Origin of the sequence: Gilliamella bombi (assembly GCF_900103255.1) — a bacterium.
Taxonomy (GTDB): domain Bacteria; phylum Pseudomonadota; class Gammaproteobacteria; order Enterobacterales; family Orbaceae; genus Gilliamella; species Gilliamella bombi.
Genome location: NZ_FMWS01000008.1, coordinates 42,709 through 58,450, shown reverse-complemented (window position 1 = coordinate 58,450; position 15,742 = coordinate 42,709). Strand labels below are relative to the sequence as shown.

Here is a 15,742-nt window from a genome sequence, read left to right as displayed (position 1 = left end):
AATTTATATTATTAGACTTCAACTATTCAAAATGTTATACCACTTACATTTAATTAAAGTAACATTATTTAATAAATTTAATTAATCAACCAGACTACTATTAATAAGTTTATTTTCTTATTCAAACTCAAATTCAATACGATCAATACCAATAAGTGTCTTTAATTCAATAATCATAGCGTCCTCTGGAATAACCCTCCATGTCGTACCGAATTGAATCCTAACAACCGAATCACCCCGGTGATAATATAAGCTAACAGGCACACTACCATGGCGATAAGGTTCTAAAAGTTGTTGTAAACGTTGCAATATTGCTTGATTTGCTTCGCTTTCTGTTAATGTAATGGACAGTCCTTTTACATATTTAGTACGGGCATCTTTTAGATCAACAATATCTCGCACTGACATTTTAAAACCACCATTAAAATCATCATTACTAACTTGGCCTGTAACAATTAAGATCTTATCTTTTACGAGTAAATGTCCAAAATTTTCCAAAGATTCTGCAAAAAGCATACCATCAATACGACCTGAACGATCATCTAAAGTAAACAAACCAATTTTTTTACCTTTTTTAGTAATTCGAGTCCTAGCATCAGTGACAATACCTGCAAAAGTAACTGTTTTTCCCCAGCCTGTCGGAGATGCTTCACTAATTCGCAATCCACCAGTATAACGATTTAATTCTTTTAAATATTGCGTTACAGGATGCCCTGTTAAATAAAGCCCTAAAGCTTCACGTTCTCCATCAAGCAAAACTTGATCGGGTAATTCAGGTACCGCAGCATAAGCATGCTCAACTTGTTCAGGTTCTTCCGCTAAGACTCCAAACATATCTTCTTGACCAATATCTTGAGCTTTTGCATATTGATCCGCTGCCTGCATTGCATCATTAATACTATGCAAAATAGCTGCTCTGTGAGGGCCTAATTTATCAAATGCCCCTGCCATAGTAAGTTTTTCAAGTACACGACGGTTGATCTTTTTCATATCTGTTCGAGCACAAAGTTCGAATATATTTTTAAAATATCCACCACTATTACGTGCTTCAACAATTGCCTCAATAGGACCTTCACCGACACCCTTTATAGCCCCAATCCCATAAACAATCTCACCTTTATCATTCACATGAAAGTGATAAAGACCACTATTAATATCTGGTGGATTAACCTTTAATCCCATCCGTAAGCATTCATCAACCAAACCGACAATTTTATCAGTATTATCCATATCGGCAGTCATAACTGCAGCCATAAATTCTGATGGATAATGAGTTTTTAACCATAATGTTTGATAAGAAACAAGCGCATAAGCTGCTGAATGAGATTTATTAAAACCATAACCAGCAAATTTTTCCACTAAATCAAAAATGCGCATGGAAAGCTCACCATCGATACCTTGCTTTTCTGCACCTTCTTTAAAAACAGAGCGTTGCTTTGCCATTTCCTCAGGTTTTTTCTTCCCCATAGCTCGACGTAATAAATCCGCACCACCTAATGTATAACCCGACAAAGTCTGAGCAATTTGCATGACTTGTTCTTGGTACAAAATAATACCGTATGTTGGTTCTAAGATAGGTTTTAATGATTCATGTTGATATTTAATATCAGGATAGGAAACTTCTTCTCTGCCATGTTTACGGTCAATAAAGTTGTCTACCATACCTGATTGTAACGGACCTGGTCTAAATAAGGCAACTAAAGCGATCATATCCTCAAAACAGTCGGGTTTTAATCGCCTTATTAAGTCTTTCATACCTCGAGATTCAAGTTGGAACACAGCTGTTGTTTCGGCTTTCAATAACAAATCAAATGACGCCTGATCATCGAGAGGAATTCGAGTAATATCGATAGGTTTATTTCCTTCTCTTAACTGACGTTCATTAATCATTTTGATTGCCCAATCAATAATGGTTAATGTCCTTAGTCCTAAAAAGTCAAATTTAACAAGGCCTGCATATTCAACATCATTTTTATCAAACTGGGTTACTGGGTGATTTCCTTCTGGATCACAATAAATTGGCGAAAAATCTGTAATCTTAGTTGGTGAAATTACAACGCCCCCAGCATGCTTACCTGCATTTCTAGTTACACCTTCTAATTGACGTGCGATATCAATTAATGATTTAATTTCTTCATTATTATCGTATAACTCCTGAAGTTGAGGCTCAACTTCAAAAGCTTTAACCAATGTCATTCCCGGATCTAAGGGAATTAATTTGGAAATCCGATCAACAAAGCCATAAGGATGTCCAAGTACTCGGCCAACATCCCTGATTACCGCTTTAGCCGCCATAGTCCCAAAAGTAATAATTTGAGAGACTGCATCACGACCATACATATCAGCAACATGATCAATTACTAGATCTCGCTTTTCCATACAAAAGTCGACATCAAAATCAGGCATTGAAACACGTTCTGGATTCAAAAATCGTTCAAAAAGTAAGTCAAACGCCAGTGGGTCTAAATCGGTAATTTTTAAAGCATACGCAACTAGTGAACCCGCACCTGAACCACGCCCAGGTCCCACGGGAATATCATTATCTTTCGACCATTGAATAAATTCCATAACAATTAGAAAGTATCCAGGAAAACCCATCTGATTAATAACCGTTAATTCTGTTTCTAAACGCTCATCATATTCAGGTCTTCTTTGTTTTCTAACTTCTGGATCGGGAAATAAAAACTCAAGTCTTTCTTCTAAACCTTCACGCGATTTATGCACCAAAAAATCTTCGGTCGACATATCACCAGTAGGAAATTTAGGTAAAAAATATTCACCTAACCGGATGGTTACATTACAGCGCTTTGCTATTTCAACACTATTTTCAAGCGCTTCTGGTATATCAGAGAATAGTTCACACATTTCCTGTTCAGATCGTAAATATTGCTCTGATGAGTAATTTTTAGGTCGGGAAGGATCTTCAAGTGTATTCCCATCATGAATAGCAACACGAATTTCGTGAGCTTCAAAATCTGAAGCTTTTAAAAAACGAACATCATTAGAAGCAACCACGGGTAATTGATACTGTTCAGCCAATCTTACTGCACTATGAATAAATAGCTCTTCATTGATTCGTTTAGTCCGTACTAGCTCAAAATAAAAATGCTCATTAAAATTTTCAAGGTAAAAATTAATAGCATGCTCAATAATAGTTTGATTATTGCGAACGATACCGATACCAATATCACTTTCTCGTCCAGCTAATACAATTAACCCTTCTCGATGCTCAATTAACCACTCATTATCAACAACAGGCAAATCTCCAATGTATCCTCGCTGATAAGCTTTAGAAATCAATAAAGTAAGATTTTGATATCCCTGATTATTAGCTGCTAACAGAGTTAGATGATAAATATCATCAGGCAATTGAGAACTTCTAATAGCGAGATCTGCACCAATGATAGGTTTAATACCTTTTGACATTGCTGAGCCGTAAAACTTAACCAGTCCACAAAGATTAGTAAAATCAGTGATCGCAAATGCAGGCATCTGCAACTTGCTCATTTCATTTACTAATGCACCTACCTTAGCAATTCCATCAATCATAGAGAAATCACTATGTAAATGAAGATGAATAAATTTTGGTTCTGCCATAATTACCAGAAATGAAGGATAAAATTAGCTTTGAATTATAACACAAGCAAGAAGAATATTCTTATTCTCTTTACCTACATGAACTTACAACAAAATGTAAAAGAAATAAAAATTCTTGATGTAAAAAACCAACCAGAGTACATTTAAAGTTAGCACAATTAATCTAAAAAAGTGCAAAACTATTTACGACGTAGTCCCTCTGTAGTTGCTACTTTTATAACGATTTTCATCAACTCTTCATCACTGGTATTAGCTAAGCCAAATTCAGCCAGCATGGTTGATAAACCGACAGATTCGCAGAAATTATATACAGTTTCAATCATATCTGAATTACTATCGATTAACATTACCAATGTACCTATCGCTACTGTTTCTCCAGCCAATAATCATGCGTTGTTTCTGATACAGTAAAGCCATTATGAATGGCATGAGCAACAGGCATCCGCCACATTTAAAGCTTCTAAAATATAAGAATAAAATTTGAACATACACTAAACATATCGTCTTCAATCAAGGAGAAAATATATTTGTTGATATAAATATAAAACAAGCTTTAACATTCAATTTACCAAATAGAATGTTAGAAAAATGAGGAATACGCTACATTTTTACTTAATAAAAATGGACTATTATTGACAACACATTAACAAGAGATGAATAAATTCCCACCATTTTTAGTGATGGGAAAATAATTAAAATTATATTTTTTTAAATAGGACCGAACCATTGGTTCCGCCAAAACCAAAAGAGTTACAAAGTGCATATTCTAAATTTTTAACCTGACGCGCTGTATGAGGAACATAATCAAGATCACATCCCTCATCAGGATTATCAAGATTAATTGTCGGCGGAACAGCTTGATCACGTAATGCTAGGACAGTGAAAATTGACTCAACTGCACCAGCTGCACCCAATAAATGCCCTATCATAGATTTAGTTGAACTCACCATCACTTTGCTAGCATTTTCTTTAAAAATACTTTTTACCGCTTGGGTTTCAGCCTTATCACCAGCGGGGGTCGATGTACCATGAGCATTAATATAACCAACCTGATCTGGAGCAATACCTGCATCACGAAGTGCACATTTCATTGCTAAGGCCGCACCACTACCATCGGCTGGTGGTGAAGTCATATGATAAGCATCACCACTCATACCAAATCCAACTAGTTCAGCGTAAATCTTAGCTCCGCGTTTTTTGGCATGTTCATATTCTTCTAAGAACATGATTCCTGCACCATCACCCAACACAAAACCATCACGGTCTTTATCCCAAGGACGGCTTGCTGCTTTAGGATTGTCGTTATTAGTTGATAAAGCACGGGCTGCACCAAAACCACCGATACCCAATGGGGTACTCGCTTTTTCGCCACCACCCGCTAACATCGCATCTGCATCACCATAAGCAATCATGCGTGCAGCATGACCAATATTATGAACACCTGAAGAACAAGCTGTTGCAATAGTAATACTCGGTCCTTTTAATCCATAAATAATAGATAAGTGACCTGCAATCATATTAACAATTGTTGATGGTACAAAAAACGGGCTAATTTTGCGTGGTCCACCATTTACTAATGCACTGTGGTTTTCTTCAATCAACCCAAGCCCACCAATACCAGAACCTATAGCACAACCGATTCGTTCTGCGTTTTCATTCGTGATTTCAATGCCTGCATCTTGCATTGCCTGCATACCTGCAGCAATGCCATATTGGATAAAATAATCCATTTTACGTGCATCTTTGCGTGAAATATTATAATCTTCGCCATTAAAGTTTTTAACCATCGCTGCGAAGCGCGTTGCGAAAGGGGCTGTATCAAAGTGCTCTATGAGTTCAACACCACTTTGCCCAGCTAATAAAGCTTGCCAAGTGGATTCAACTGTATTACCTACAGGAGATATCATGCCCATTCCAGTAACAACAACTCTGCGTTTAGACACATTGCCCTCCAGGAAAGGATTGAAATGAAATTTGAATCATTGAAAAATTTTATTTTGAGTTTTCTAAAGATTTATACCGACTTGTTTTTAATTTAATAATTAAAGATATAAATACAAACTAGGCGATCATTTGACCGCCTATCATAAAAACTCTACTAACCTTATTGATTTGCAGTAATATAATCAATTGCAGATTGAACAGTTGTAATTTTTTCAGCTTCTTCGTCAGGAATTTCAGTATCAAATTCTTCCTCTAAAGCCATAACTAATTCAACTGTATCAAGAGAGTCAGCGCCAAGATCTTCAATGAAAGAAGATTCGTTTTTAACTTCTTCCTCTTTTACACCAAGTTGCTCAACAATAATTTTCTTAACTCGCTCTTCAATAGTGCTCATACTCTTTTTTTTCCTATAAAAATCGCCGAAAGTGGCGGTGAATGTAAGTTTATAAAATGTTGAAAAAGATGCCAATCATTTTCCAACCCAATTGCTTAGTTTTTGTTCAAAACGTTAAAATAATGGCTCATTTTACACTATTCTAACCAATTACACCATATACATGCCACCATTGACATGTAAAGTTTCACCAGTAATATAAGATGCTTCATCTGATACTAAAAATGCTACTGCATTAGCTATTTCTGTTGGTTCACCTAATCGTCCAGCAGGAACTTGTGCTAATGTTAAAGATTTTTGTTCATCGGTTAATGCATTGGTCATATCAGTTGCGATAAAACCAGGTGCAACCACGTTAACAGTAATACCTCGTGATGCAACTTCACGTGCTAATGATTTACTAAAACCAATTAATCCAGCTTTAGCTGCAGCATAGTTAGCTTGGCCCGCATTTCCCATTGTGCCTACTACTGAGCCAATGGTTACAATTCTTCCATAGCGTTTTTTCATCATTGTGCGCAATAATGCTTTAGATAAGCGAAAAACAGATGTTAAATTTGTATTCAAAATATCTTGCCATTCGTCTTCTTTCATTCGCATTAATAAATTATCACGAGTAATACCTGCGTTATTAACCAAAATATCAATATCACCAAATTCAGCCTTAATTGCACCAATAACTGACTCAATTGATGTTTCATCTGTCACATTTAAAGCAAGACCTTTACCATTTGCTCCTAAGTAATGGCTAATAGCTTCAGCACCTTTTTCTGTTGTTGCCGTACCAATAACAGTTGCGCCACAAGCAACTAATTTTTCTGCAATTGCTTTACCAATTCCACGACTTGCGCCCGTAACTAAAGCAATTTTTCCTGATAGGTTCATAACTACCCCTTTTACCATTTTACTTTGTGTTTTCTAATGCCGTTTCTAATGATACTTTATCATTAACCACAAGACCAGAAAGTGTATCAACAATACGTTTAGTTAATCCAGTTAATACTTTCCCTGGCCCCATTTCAACTAAAAGTTTTACATCTTGTTTTGCCATATACTCAACAGTTTCAGTCCAACGTACAGGGCTGTAAAGCTGAGCAATTAATGCAGTTTTAATTTTTTCTGCAGACGTTTCAACTTTAACATCAACATTATTGATAACAGCAAACTTTGGTGTGTTAAATTCAATATCGTTTAATGTAGTCGCTAATTTGTCAGCTGCTGGCTTCATTAACGCACAATGTGATGGTACGCTAACAGCAAGCGGTAATGCACGCTTAGCACCCGCATCTTTACATAGTGAGCCTGCACGTTCAACAGCTTCCTTATTACCAGCAATAACTACTTGACCAGGTGAATTAAAATTAACTGGCGCAACAATCTGCCCTTGAGCCGCTTGTTCACATGCTTTGCTAATTGATTCGTTATCTAATCCAATAATAGCATACATTGCACCTGTGCCGCTTGGCACGGCTTCTTGCATTAATTTTCCGCGTAATTCGACTAATTTAATCGCATCTTTAAACTCAATCACGCCTGCACAAACTAAAGCAGAATATTCGCCTAAACTATGACCAGCCATAAAATCAGGTTGAGTACCATTAACACTTTGCCAGATTCTAAATATTGCAACAGATGAAGCAAGTAGTGCTGGTTGTGTTTGCCATGTTTTATTTAGTTCTTCAACAGGGCCTTTTTGTACTAAATCCCACAAATCATAACCTAACACATCAGAAGCTTCATCAAATGTTGATTTGACAATCGGAAAATTATCAGCAAGATCTTTTAACATACCGACAGCTTGAGAGCCTTGTCCTGGAAATACCATTGCAAATTTGGTCATTCTTAAATCCTTGATCATTAAAAATACTTCATAAACTAAAATCTAACTAGTGCAGATCCCCAAACAAATCCGCCACCAAAGGCTTCTAATAAAATTAGGTGACCTCGTTGAATTCGTCCATCTCTTACACCAGTATCTAAAGCACAAGGCACAGAAGCAGCAGAAGTATTGCCCTGCTTATCTAATGTGACAATAACTTTATTCATATCCATATCTAGGCGTTTTGCGGTTGCAGAAATAATTCTTAAATTAGCTTGATGGGGGACTAACCAATCTAAATCTGCTTTGTTGAGCGTGTTCTCAGTTAAAAGCTCGTCAACCAAATTTGACAGCTCTTTAACTGCCACTTTAAACACTTCATTGCCATGCATTGTCATATAAACAGGATCATTCATATTACGGCGATCAACATATGGATATTTTAATAGATCACCATAACGACCATCAGCATGAAGATGCGAAGCAATAATACCTGGTTCTTCTGATGCGCCGACAACAACCGCTCCTGCACCATCCCCAAAAATGATAATGGTGCCTCGATCATTTGGATCAACACCACGGGTTAACATGTCAGAACCAACAACTAAAGCATTTTTAATTGCACCACTTTTAACATATTTGTCAGCAATATCAAGCGCATAAATAAACCCAGAACAAGCAGCTGACACGTCAAAAGCAACGACATCACCAATACCTAATTTAGCTTGTAATTCTGTTGCAGAACTTGGAAATGCATTGCCCGAAGTTGCTGTTGCAACAATAATCATACCTATTTCTTCTTTATCGATATTGGCCATTTCAATTGCATTTATAGCAGCTTCATAAGCCATGCTCGTTACTGTTTCATCTGGCGCTGCGATACGTCTTTCTTTAATACCAGTACGCGTTGTGATCCATTCATCACTGGTATCAACCATTTTTTCAAGATCTGCATTAGTTCTTATCTGTTTTGGAAGATAACTCCCAGTTCCTAATATCTTTGTATACATCTAATTATTCGCTCTTGGGTAGTGCGGAAGAAAGGCTCGCTGCAATCTTCTCAGGTATATTTGTTTGTATAGCCAAAATAGCTTGTTCTATTGCTGCATAAAATGATTTTTGATTGGCACTACCGTGACTTTTAATCACAATACTTCGAAGTCCAAGCAAGCAAGCACCATTATATCGTCCGGGATCTAAATAACCAAAATTTTTTGCAATTTTCCTTTGTAGCCATTTACTCAATAATTTCAATAATAGTGAATGATGACCTAACGATAATTTAAAAGAAGACATAAAAATTTTTATTAAACCTTCTACTGTTTTTAACGTTACATTACCCACAAAACCATCACAAACAAGTACATCGGTTTTACCTGTTAAAAGTTCGTTACCTTCTAAATAACCGATATAATTAATTTGGTTATTTGATTTCAAAATAGCAGAAGCCGCGCGAATTTTATCCAAACCTTTAATGTCTTCTTCACCAATATTAAGTAATGCAACACGAGGATATTCAATATTAAGCACTGTTTTAGCTAAAATTTCACCCATTATCGCAAACTGAACTAACATATCACTATCACACTCGGCATTAGCTCCTAAATCCAATACTACTGTATTTTGATTATTTAATGCTGGAACTATAGCAACAAGTGCAGGACGATCTATACCAGTCAATGAATGCAAAAGTAGTTTTGACAGCCCCATTAACGCACCAGTATTACCAGCACTTACACATGCTTGAGCTTTATTATCTTTAACTAACTCAAGCGCAATTCTCATAGAAGATCCTTGACTATGACGAATTGCATAAGAAGGTTTCATATCATTAGCTATTACTGATGTCGATTCCATCAACATCAATCGACCTTCTTGTTGGTATTGGGTAATTAACTTTGAATTTTCTTTAGGCAAAAAAAGATTAATTTCTGTTAGACAGCCTACCAGAAAGATTGAAAGAGTTGGATAATTATTTAGTGCTTGTATTGCAGCAGGAACAACAACACGAGGACCGAAGTCCCCGCTCATAGCATCTAACGCAATGGTTAGATTATCCAAAATGTCACCTGAGGATTTCTAATTACTAAATAATTATTTAGAAATCACTTTACGACCACGATAATAACCATCAGCGGTTACGTGATGACGCAAATGTGTTTTACCTGATTCATCAACTGAGATATTAGCAACAGTTAATGCATCATGAGAACGACGCATACCACGTTTTGCACGAGTTTTACGATTCTGTTGAACAGCCATGGATTTACCCCTTATTCTTTAAACTAACTAAAATTGCAAATGGATTTGTTTTTTCATTCTCAGTAGGAATTTCACCAAATACCATATCTGCCTCTGACACTTCGCAGTGTTTACTATCATGTACCGGCGCAATTGGTAACGAGAGAATAATTTCGTCCTCAAGTAACGCTAATATATCTACTTCACCAAACTCGTTCATCAAAACGGGTTCATAATGTTCCGGTAGCGTCTCTGCTTGAGCATCGCTCTTAACAGGACTAAATTTATTCGTCACATGAACTTCAGTGACAAAAGGTTTAAAACAACGTTGACAAGTTTGTTCTAACGTTAATTTTGCATCAATATTGATAATGCAGAGTTTTTGTTCATCATAATAAAAAGACAAACTACATTCAATATCACTTTTTGGGTTATCAACCCTATTTACCGCTTGAAGTGGATAATATCCAATATAATCAAGTCGTTTTTGTGCCGATTTAATCGGGTCAATAGTAAATGGTAATTTATTTTGCATAAGATATGCATACTACCTTAAAAAAATTTTTTGGTGTAGTTAAAAACTACACAATGCCATAAGGCGCGCATATTACCTTTAAATCAAGGTTTCGTCAATGGGATCACACAATATAATTTGTTTTAGTTGTTGATTATTACTTTAATATTCATTTTGTTAATGATAATTTTTTTCTTGTAAAGTTCTTTCAGGAAACACCCATATTTCAGTATAAAAGTAGTTATTTTGGTCTTTTCATTTATTATGATAATCGGCACAAACTATCTTTCATAATCGCTCGAAAATCATCAAAAGTTCTGCTATCTAATAAACGTTTGGTAGACTTTTCTTTGACAAAGTTTACAAACAAATTATATATTCGCATAGCATCTTCATATTCATCTTTGCTAATTGCTAATAAAAAAATAACATGTGCAACTTCATTTTTATCCCAAACAATACCTTGTGGTGCTAAAATAGTCGTAACTACAGTTTTTCTTGCCAACAATCCAACTGAATGAGGAATAGCAATATTTTCACCTAATAATGTAGAGACTATTTTTTCACGCTCAACAACTGATGGATAAAAATCACTACCAACATATCCTGATTGTTCAAGCCTTACACAAATACTTTTAAAAATCTCTTTTTGTGTCATTGGTTTATCAATAATAATAAAGAACTTTTCATCAAAAAAACGTTCAATAATATAAGGCATTTTTCGATCAACCATTGCCAATCGCCCTAATTGTTCAAGCTGATAAGCTGTCGGAAATGGTGCTATTTTGACAATTTGTTTGTCTTTTTCGGTTAAGCGAACAGTTGATACAACAAAATCCTCTTCTATTTGTGTTAATTGCTCATACTCTCGATAGGAAAGTGTACGATTAATTTGGATATGCGGAAAATCTCTCTTAATTTTTGATTCAACCATACGCAAAGTTGAGTTACTGAGCTCACTAACTAATAGAATTTGTGCAAATCTTTCATGCCCTGCACTATAATTTCGCTCCAATGCTACACCAATATGTAAGGCTAAATAACTTATTTCATCTTCTGTCATTTTTGATTCGGTGTACTTTTCTGTATTAGTTAACGCAGAAAGCGTAATATCATAAGCAAATGGATAATATTGTTTAATTTCATGCAATAAAGGATTGGTTGTTCTTATTTGATATTTTATCCTAGATAACATTGATGACGTATGAATCAGCATATCTTGGCGTAATTTAGTATCATCCCATAAATTATAGTGATATGTATCATTAATATAAGATAATATATGCTCAACTAACGCCAAACTTTTTGCTTGATTTGGGGATTCTGTTATTATTCGAGAAATAATTTGTACACACAGATAATTAAATTCCGCATCACAAAGTACACTGCCTAAAAAATATGAAAACTCTTCTGAAATTTCACGTGCAGCACTAATAACTGTTGTATTAATTTGATCAACTTGATATTCAAGCAGCTCATAACCTTGAGTAATACGAGTAATAGATACAGCGCAACTGTAAAGCAAATATCCCTGTCCTTCAGCATTTAACTTTAGTTCAAAACGTTCAAGTTGGTTTTGTAAAATCTTTTCAAGATAATCTAAATCAATATCATTTAATATTGTCTGACGAAGCCTGCTTACGTTTATAGTATCTTCTGCCATATGACGTTGCCACAATATATCAGTTAAACATGCTCGAATTGATGACTCCTCTCCAACTAAGTACATCCCATAATAAGGACGATTTTCAAGAGATAAATTGTACTTATCTAAATATTGTTTAACCTCAATAACATCATTTTGTAAAGTACTGCGACTTAAAAACCACTCATCAGCGATATCATCCAATTTCACAGAATTGGACTGTGTTAAAAAAGCAATCAATAAAGCCGAAACCCTTTCTTTACTAGTTCTTGGTACTTGCTCAATTGCTTGAGTAATAGGCAATTGAGCATAACTGACTGGATCGGTTACTACAAGTTGATATCCTACATTTTTAGTATAATCAACTTGAGCACCATAACTACGTAAAACATCGTTAAGTGCTGAAACATCAGTACGAATTGTGCGAGTAGATACTGAAAAGCGATTAGCTAACTCTTGCTGAGGTAGTGTCTCTTTTTTTATAGTATCAAATAAATACGCTAATCGCTGATAAGAGAAAAGCACTTTAGATGACATCATTTATCCTACTAGTTTTTGTGTGATAGCTAAAAGTTGTTTGACATCATTGGTTCGCGTTGCACCAGTCGCTTTGTCAATAATAGAACTATAGATGTGTGGAATAATTTTTTTTACACCTGCATCTAAGGCAATTTTTAAAATTGCTTCATAATTATCTAAATCAATTCCACCTGTCGGCTCAAGATAGAAATCGTACTCAGCACAACACTTAGCCACATACTCAAATTCATCTTTATGTTTTAGACCTCCCATAGGAAAATATTTTATTGAACTGCCGCCCATATCTTTCAGTAAAGCGATAGCTGTTTCCACTGGAATAACTCCTGCTGGCGAATTTGAGCTTAAAGGTCCAGTTGCAATATTAACTAAACCAACTTTACCTGTCGGCGAAACTAAACCATTAATGATTGTTTGTTTTTGTCCTAACAATGCTCGGCTAGTCGCAACACCCGTGAAGACTTGGTTAATATGCTGTGGTTGAAGTACCGCTGAAATTTCAGACACCATAGTTGACTGATTTGGATCACCTGCACCAAGCCCCACAGAAATAGCATTATCGATAGCTGCGGCGTATTTTTGCATATCCTCAATCGCCGATTCATTATCTGAATAGTTTTTAGATAAGATACCAACAACTACATGACTTTGTGCCGCTTCATAAATCTCTTTTGCATTATCGATTGAATTTGCTAAAACATTTAAACAAACACGATCATTATAATAATTTGGAGTCAGTTGCATTATTTTGCTCCTTGAATAATATTTTTGATTTTGTTGTAAATAATATCGAGTTGGGCTGATGTTACACTACGCACATCGGCATCAACTTTACCTTCATTGGCTTTATATTCTCTGAAATACACTGCTATTTCGCCTTTTTTCATCAGGTCAACTATCTCAATTGCAGATTTACCTATTACACTTGCATCAAACGTTATTTCTGCACGCGCAATATCACGTCCTGCGCCATCCCAAACGACTCTGGCTGATACTCCATCAAGTGTATTTAGGCTTTCAATAAATGGCGTCATTTTAGTCACCATTTGCTGTCCTGTTTCAGTCTTTTTATCAGTAATATAAAGTTCAATAGCTTTTGTTAATCCTAAAATACCTTCTTTTCCTACTTTCATTGGTCGGCCAATACCTTGTGATTGTAGTTTTAACCATTCCACCGCCTGATGACGACCAATAACCAAACCACTAGTTGGCCCTTCGATTGCTTTAGCACCACTATAAACAACCAAATCTGCGCCTTGCTGATAATAAGTTTGTAAATCTTCTTCTGCCGCTGCATCAACAATTAATGGGACATTATGTTTTTTTGCAATTGCTGCTGTTTGTGCAACCGACAACATACTTTTTTGTACACAATGATGTGACTTAATATATAAAATTGCGGCAGTATCTGGATTAATTAGTGATTCAATATGCTCAGGCTTACACTCGTTGGCATAACCAGCTTCAACAATAATCCCTCCACCTAAAGAAACCATTGTGCCAATTGGTGCACCAAAATTAACATTATGACCTTTAGGAACAATGATTTCACGGGGGACATATTTGTCAGATGAATGTAAATTAAATAATAAATCGCGATCATCCTTAATAATTAATCCAGCAACAGCTTGGGCAATACCAGCAGAAGCACATGATACTACCACCGCATTTTCAACATTAAGCAATTTAGCAATATATTGGCCTGTTTTATCAACCAAATCTTTAATTTCAAAATATTCATTTAGCCCATGGGATACAGTATCGACCACTTCAGGCCTTGGCGTTGAAACACCTAAAATTGTCATTCGTCCTGATGCATTAATTACCTTTTTTAGGTTATATTTACTGTAAACATCTTTTTCAGTTTGAGATTCTGAGCTCATTTTTACTACCTTCTTCTGTTATTTCAATTCGTATCAAATGGTTTTTCTCATCAGCAACAATAGAGGCTAGAGGAACAAATTGCTCATCACTTTGTCTAACTTCACCTTCTGAATCTAATAATGAAACTGTTTGCTGTCTAATATCAAAAATAGTCAAATCTGCATCATAACCAACCGATAAAACACCTTTATTTTTAAGTTGCAAAACTTGTGCCACATTTTTCGTCACACTATCAATGATTCTTTTTCGACTATAACCAAGACAGATAAACTTTGTCATCACATTAGCCAGACTAAAAACTGGTCCCTGTAAACGGTTTTTAGAATAAATATCAGAGCTAATAGTATTAGGATAAATATCTAAGCATTTAGCTCGTTCTGCTACTGAAAAACTAAAACTTTCACCACCATGACCGACATCCAATATCACACCACGTTCAATTGCTCGTTTAATTGAACCACGCAGTTTATTTTGTTTATCAAAGATTTGATTGGGTTTACCATTAAAACAATGTGTAATAATGTCACCTTTTGTTAACAAATCAGCAATTTCATCAAGCTCTGGAGGATTATTGCCAACATGGATCATTAAAGGTAAACCACTCTTTTTTTGCATTTCTTTAGCTTTAATTAAGGGTAAAATGCCATTTCCACCTACTACACTACGGCTCATTCGCACTTTGATCCCAATAATAAAATCGGGATACTTAGCTAATGCCGAATCAAATAATGATAAATCAATATTTTGTAAATCGGCCAGTTCACTTTGCCTTAATAACCCGATTTTAGAAATATTTAAGAAAGAGTAAACATGTGTACTTGCTTGCTGAGCTAATTGATAAAACTCATCTACATCGATAGCTCCAATGCTACCAGCATCAACAACCGCGGTAACACCAGCTTTAACGCCGATCAAATCAGGCTCATCATGATAAATAGGTGAACGAGCAAAACAATGGGTGTGTGAATCAATCCATCCGGCACTGACATAGTGCTTATTTTGTAGATCTAAGACACGCTCAGATTGGTCTGTAATAGAACTAGCAATCGCAACAATCTTTCCATGATGAATAGCAATATCTGTTACTGATTCATCAATTTGTTTGGCATTTTTTATAATTAAATCATACATAATTTATTCCGAATCCCCTCTTTGCAATTTAATAAA

Annotated in this window: 14 protein-coding genes; all 14 read right to left on the bottom strand. The window is 35.5% G+C overall.

Annotated features, from left to right (window positions below; genetic code table 11):
- Positions 1-117 precede the first annotated feature (117 nt).
- Positions 118-3,597: a DNA polymerase III subunit alpha gene (dnaE, locus tag B9N71_RS01660; RefSeq protein ID WP_085163884.1), complete on the bottom strand. Its 3,480-nt coding sequence runs from the start codon at positions 3,595-3,597 to the stop codon at positions 118-120.
- 179 nt (positions 3,598-3,776) lie between these two features.
- Entirely contained in the window at positions 3,777-3,944 is a 168-nt protein-coding gene (locus B9N71_RS12935; protein WP_167370036.1) for a hypothetical protein, read from the bottom strand.
- A 351-nt stretch (positions 3,945-4,295) separates the two neighbouring features.
- Positions 4,296-5,540 (bottom strand): beta-ketoacyl-ACP synthase II, encoded by a 1,245-nt coding sequence (gene fabF, locus B9N71_RS01655; RefSeq protein WP_034910454.1) that lies wholly within the window; start codon positions 5,538-5,540, stop codon positions 4,296-4,298.
- A 161-nt stretch (positions 5,541-5,701) separates the two neighbouring features.
- Positions 5,702-5,935, bottom strand: coding sequence for an acyl carrier protein (gene acpP / locus B9N71_RS01650; protein WP_034910452.1), 234 nt, complete (start codon positions 5,933-5,935; stop codon positions 5,702-5,704).
- A gap of 150 nt (positions 5,936-6,085) precedes the next feature.
- A complete protein-coding gene (gene fabG / locus B9N71_RS01645) occupies positions 6,086-6,820 on the bottom strand; it encodes a 3-oxoacyl-ACP reductase FabG (RefSeq protein WP_085163883.1) in 735 nt (244 codons plus the stop codon).
- 19 nt (positions 6,821-6,839) lie between these two features.
- Positions 6,840-7,775: an ACP S-malonyltransferase gene (gene fabD, locus B9N71_RS01640; protein WP_085163882.1), complete on the bottom strand. Its 936-nt coding sequence runs from the start codon at positions 7,773-7,775 to the stop codon at positions 6,840-6,842.
- Between the two features lie 35 nt (positions 7,776-7,810).
- Complete coding sequence (locus tag B9N71_RS01635; RefSeq protein WP_085163881.1) at positions 7,811-8,764, bottom strand: beta-ketoacyl-ACP synthase III; 954 nt, start codon at positions 8,762-8,764, stop codon at positions 7,811-7,813.
- Positions 8,765-8,768: 4 nt separating this feature from the next.
- Entirely contained in the window at positions 8,769-9,815 is a 1,047-nt protein-coding gene (gene plsX, locus B9N71_RS01630) for a phosphate acyltransferase PlsX (protein ID WP_085163880.1), read from the bottom strand.
- A gap of 33 nt (positions 9,816-9,848) precedes the next feature.
- Positions 9,849-10,016, bottom strand: a complete 168-nt coding sequence (gene rpmF, locus B9N71_RS01625; RefSeq protein WP_025316508.1) for a 50S ribosomal protein L32 — start codon at positions 10,014-10,016, stop codon at positions 9,849-9,851.
- Between the two features lie 4 nt (positions 10,017-10,020).
- Positions 10,021-10,530 carry a 23S rRNA accumulation protein YceD gene (gene yceD / locus B9N71_RS01620; RefSeq protein WP_085163879.1) on the bottom strand — a complete coding sequence of 170 codons (510 nt, stop codon included), beginning with the start codon at positions 10,528-10,530 and terminating at the stop codon, positions 10,021-10,023.
- Positions 10,531-10,771: 241 nt separating this feature from the next.
- Positions 10,772-12,694, bottom strand: a complete 1,923-nt coding sequence (locus tag B9N71_RS01615) for a BglG family transcription antiterminator (protein WP_143421982.1) — start codon at positions 12,692-12,694, stop codon at positions 10,772-10,774.
- Entirely contained in the window at positions 12,695-13,435 is a 741-nt protein-coding gene (gene dagF, locus B9N71_RS01610; protein ID WP_065589631.1) for a 2-dehydro-3-deoxy-phosphogluconate aldolase, read from the bottom strand.
- A complete protein-coding gene (locus B9N71_RS01605) occupies positions 13,435-14,574 on the bottom strand; it encodes a DgaE family pyridoxal phosphate-dependent ammonia lyase (protein WP_065589632.1) in 1,140 nt (379 codons plus the stop codon). Before B9N71_RS01605 ends, dagF begins: the two co-directional genes overlap by 1 nt.
- Positions 14,552-15,706 carry an amidohydrolase/deacetylase family metallohydrolase gene (locus B9N71_RS01600; protein WP_085163877.1) on the bottom strand — a complete coding sequence of 385 codons (1,155 nt, stop codon included), beginning with the start codon at positions 15,704-15,706 and terminating at the stop codon, positions 14,552-14,554. Before B9N71_RS01600 ends, B9N71_RS01605 begins: the two co-directional genes overlap by 23 nt.
- Positions 15,707-15,742 lie beyond the last annotated feature (36 nt).

What these genes read in the sequence shown, in the direction of transcription:
- yceD (WP_085163879.1), bottom strand. Translation starts at nt 10,530, where the DNA reads ATGCAAAATAAATTACCATTTACTATTGACCCGATTAAATCGGCACAA.
- fabG (WP_085163883.1), bottom strand. Translation starts at nt 6,820, where the DNA reads ATGAACCTATCAGGAAAAATTGCTTTAGTTACGGGCGCAAGTCGTGGA.
- B9N71_RS01635 (WP_085163881.1), bottom strand. Translation starts at nt 8,764, where the DNA reads ATGTATACAAAGATATTAGGAACTGGGAGTTATCTTCCAAAACAGATA.
- B9N71_RS01605 (WP_065589632.1), bottom strand. Translation starts at nt 14,574, where the DNA reads ATGAGCTCAGAATCTCAAACTGAAAAAGATGTTTACAGTAAATATAAC.
- fabD (WP_085163882.1), bottom strand. Translation starts at nt 7,775, where the DNA reads ATGACCAAATTTGCAATGGTATTTCCAGGACAAGGCTCTCAAGCTGTC.
- dagF (WP_065589631.1), bottom strand. Translation starts at nt 13,435, where the DNA reads ATGCAACTGACTCCAAATTATTATAATGATCGTGTTTGTTTAAATGTT.
- rpmF (WP_025316508.1), bottom strand. Translation starts at nt 10,016, where the DNA reads ATGGCTGTTCAACAGAATCGTAAAACTCGTGCAAAACGTGGTATGCGT.
- B9N71_RS01600 (WP_085163877.1), bottom strand. Translation starts at nt 15,706, where the DNA reads ATGTATGATTTAATTATAAAAAATGCCAAACAAATTGATGAATCAGTA.
- B9N71_RS01615 (WP_143421982.1), bottom strand. Translation starts at nt 12,694, where the DNA reads ATGATGTCATCTAAAGTGCTTTTCTCTTATCAGCGATTAGCGTATTTA.
- dnaE (WP_085163884.1), bottom strand. Translation starts at nt 3,597, where the DNA reads ATGGCAGAACCAAAATTTATTCATCTTCATTTACATAGTGATTTCTCT.
- B9N71_RS12935 (WP_167370036.1), bottom strand. Translation starts at nt 3,944, where the DNA reads ATGTTAATCGATAGTAATTCAGATATGATTGAAACTGTATATAATTTC.
- acpP (WP_034910452.1), bottom strand. Translation starts at nt 5,935, where the DNA reads ATGAGCACTATTGAAGAGCGAGTTAAGAAAATTATTGTTGAGCAACTT.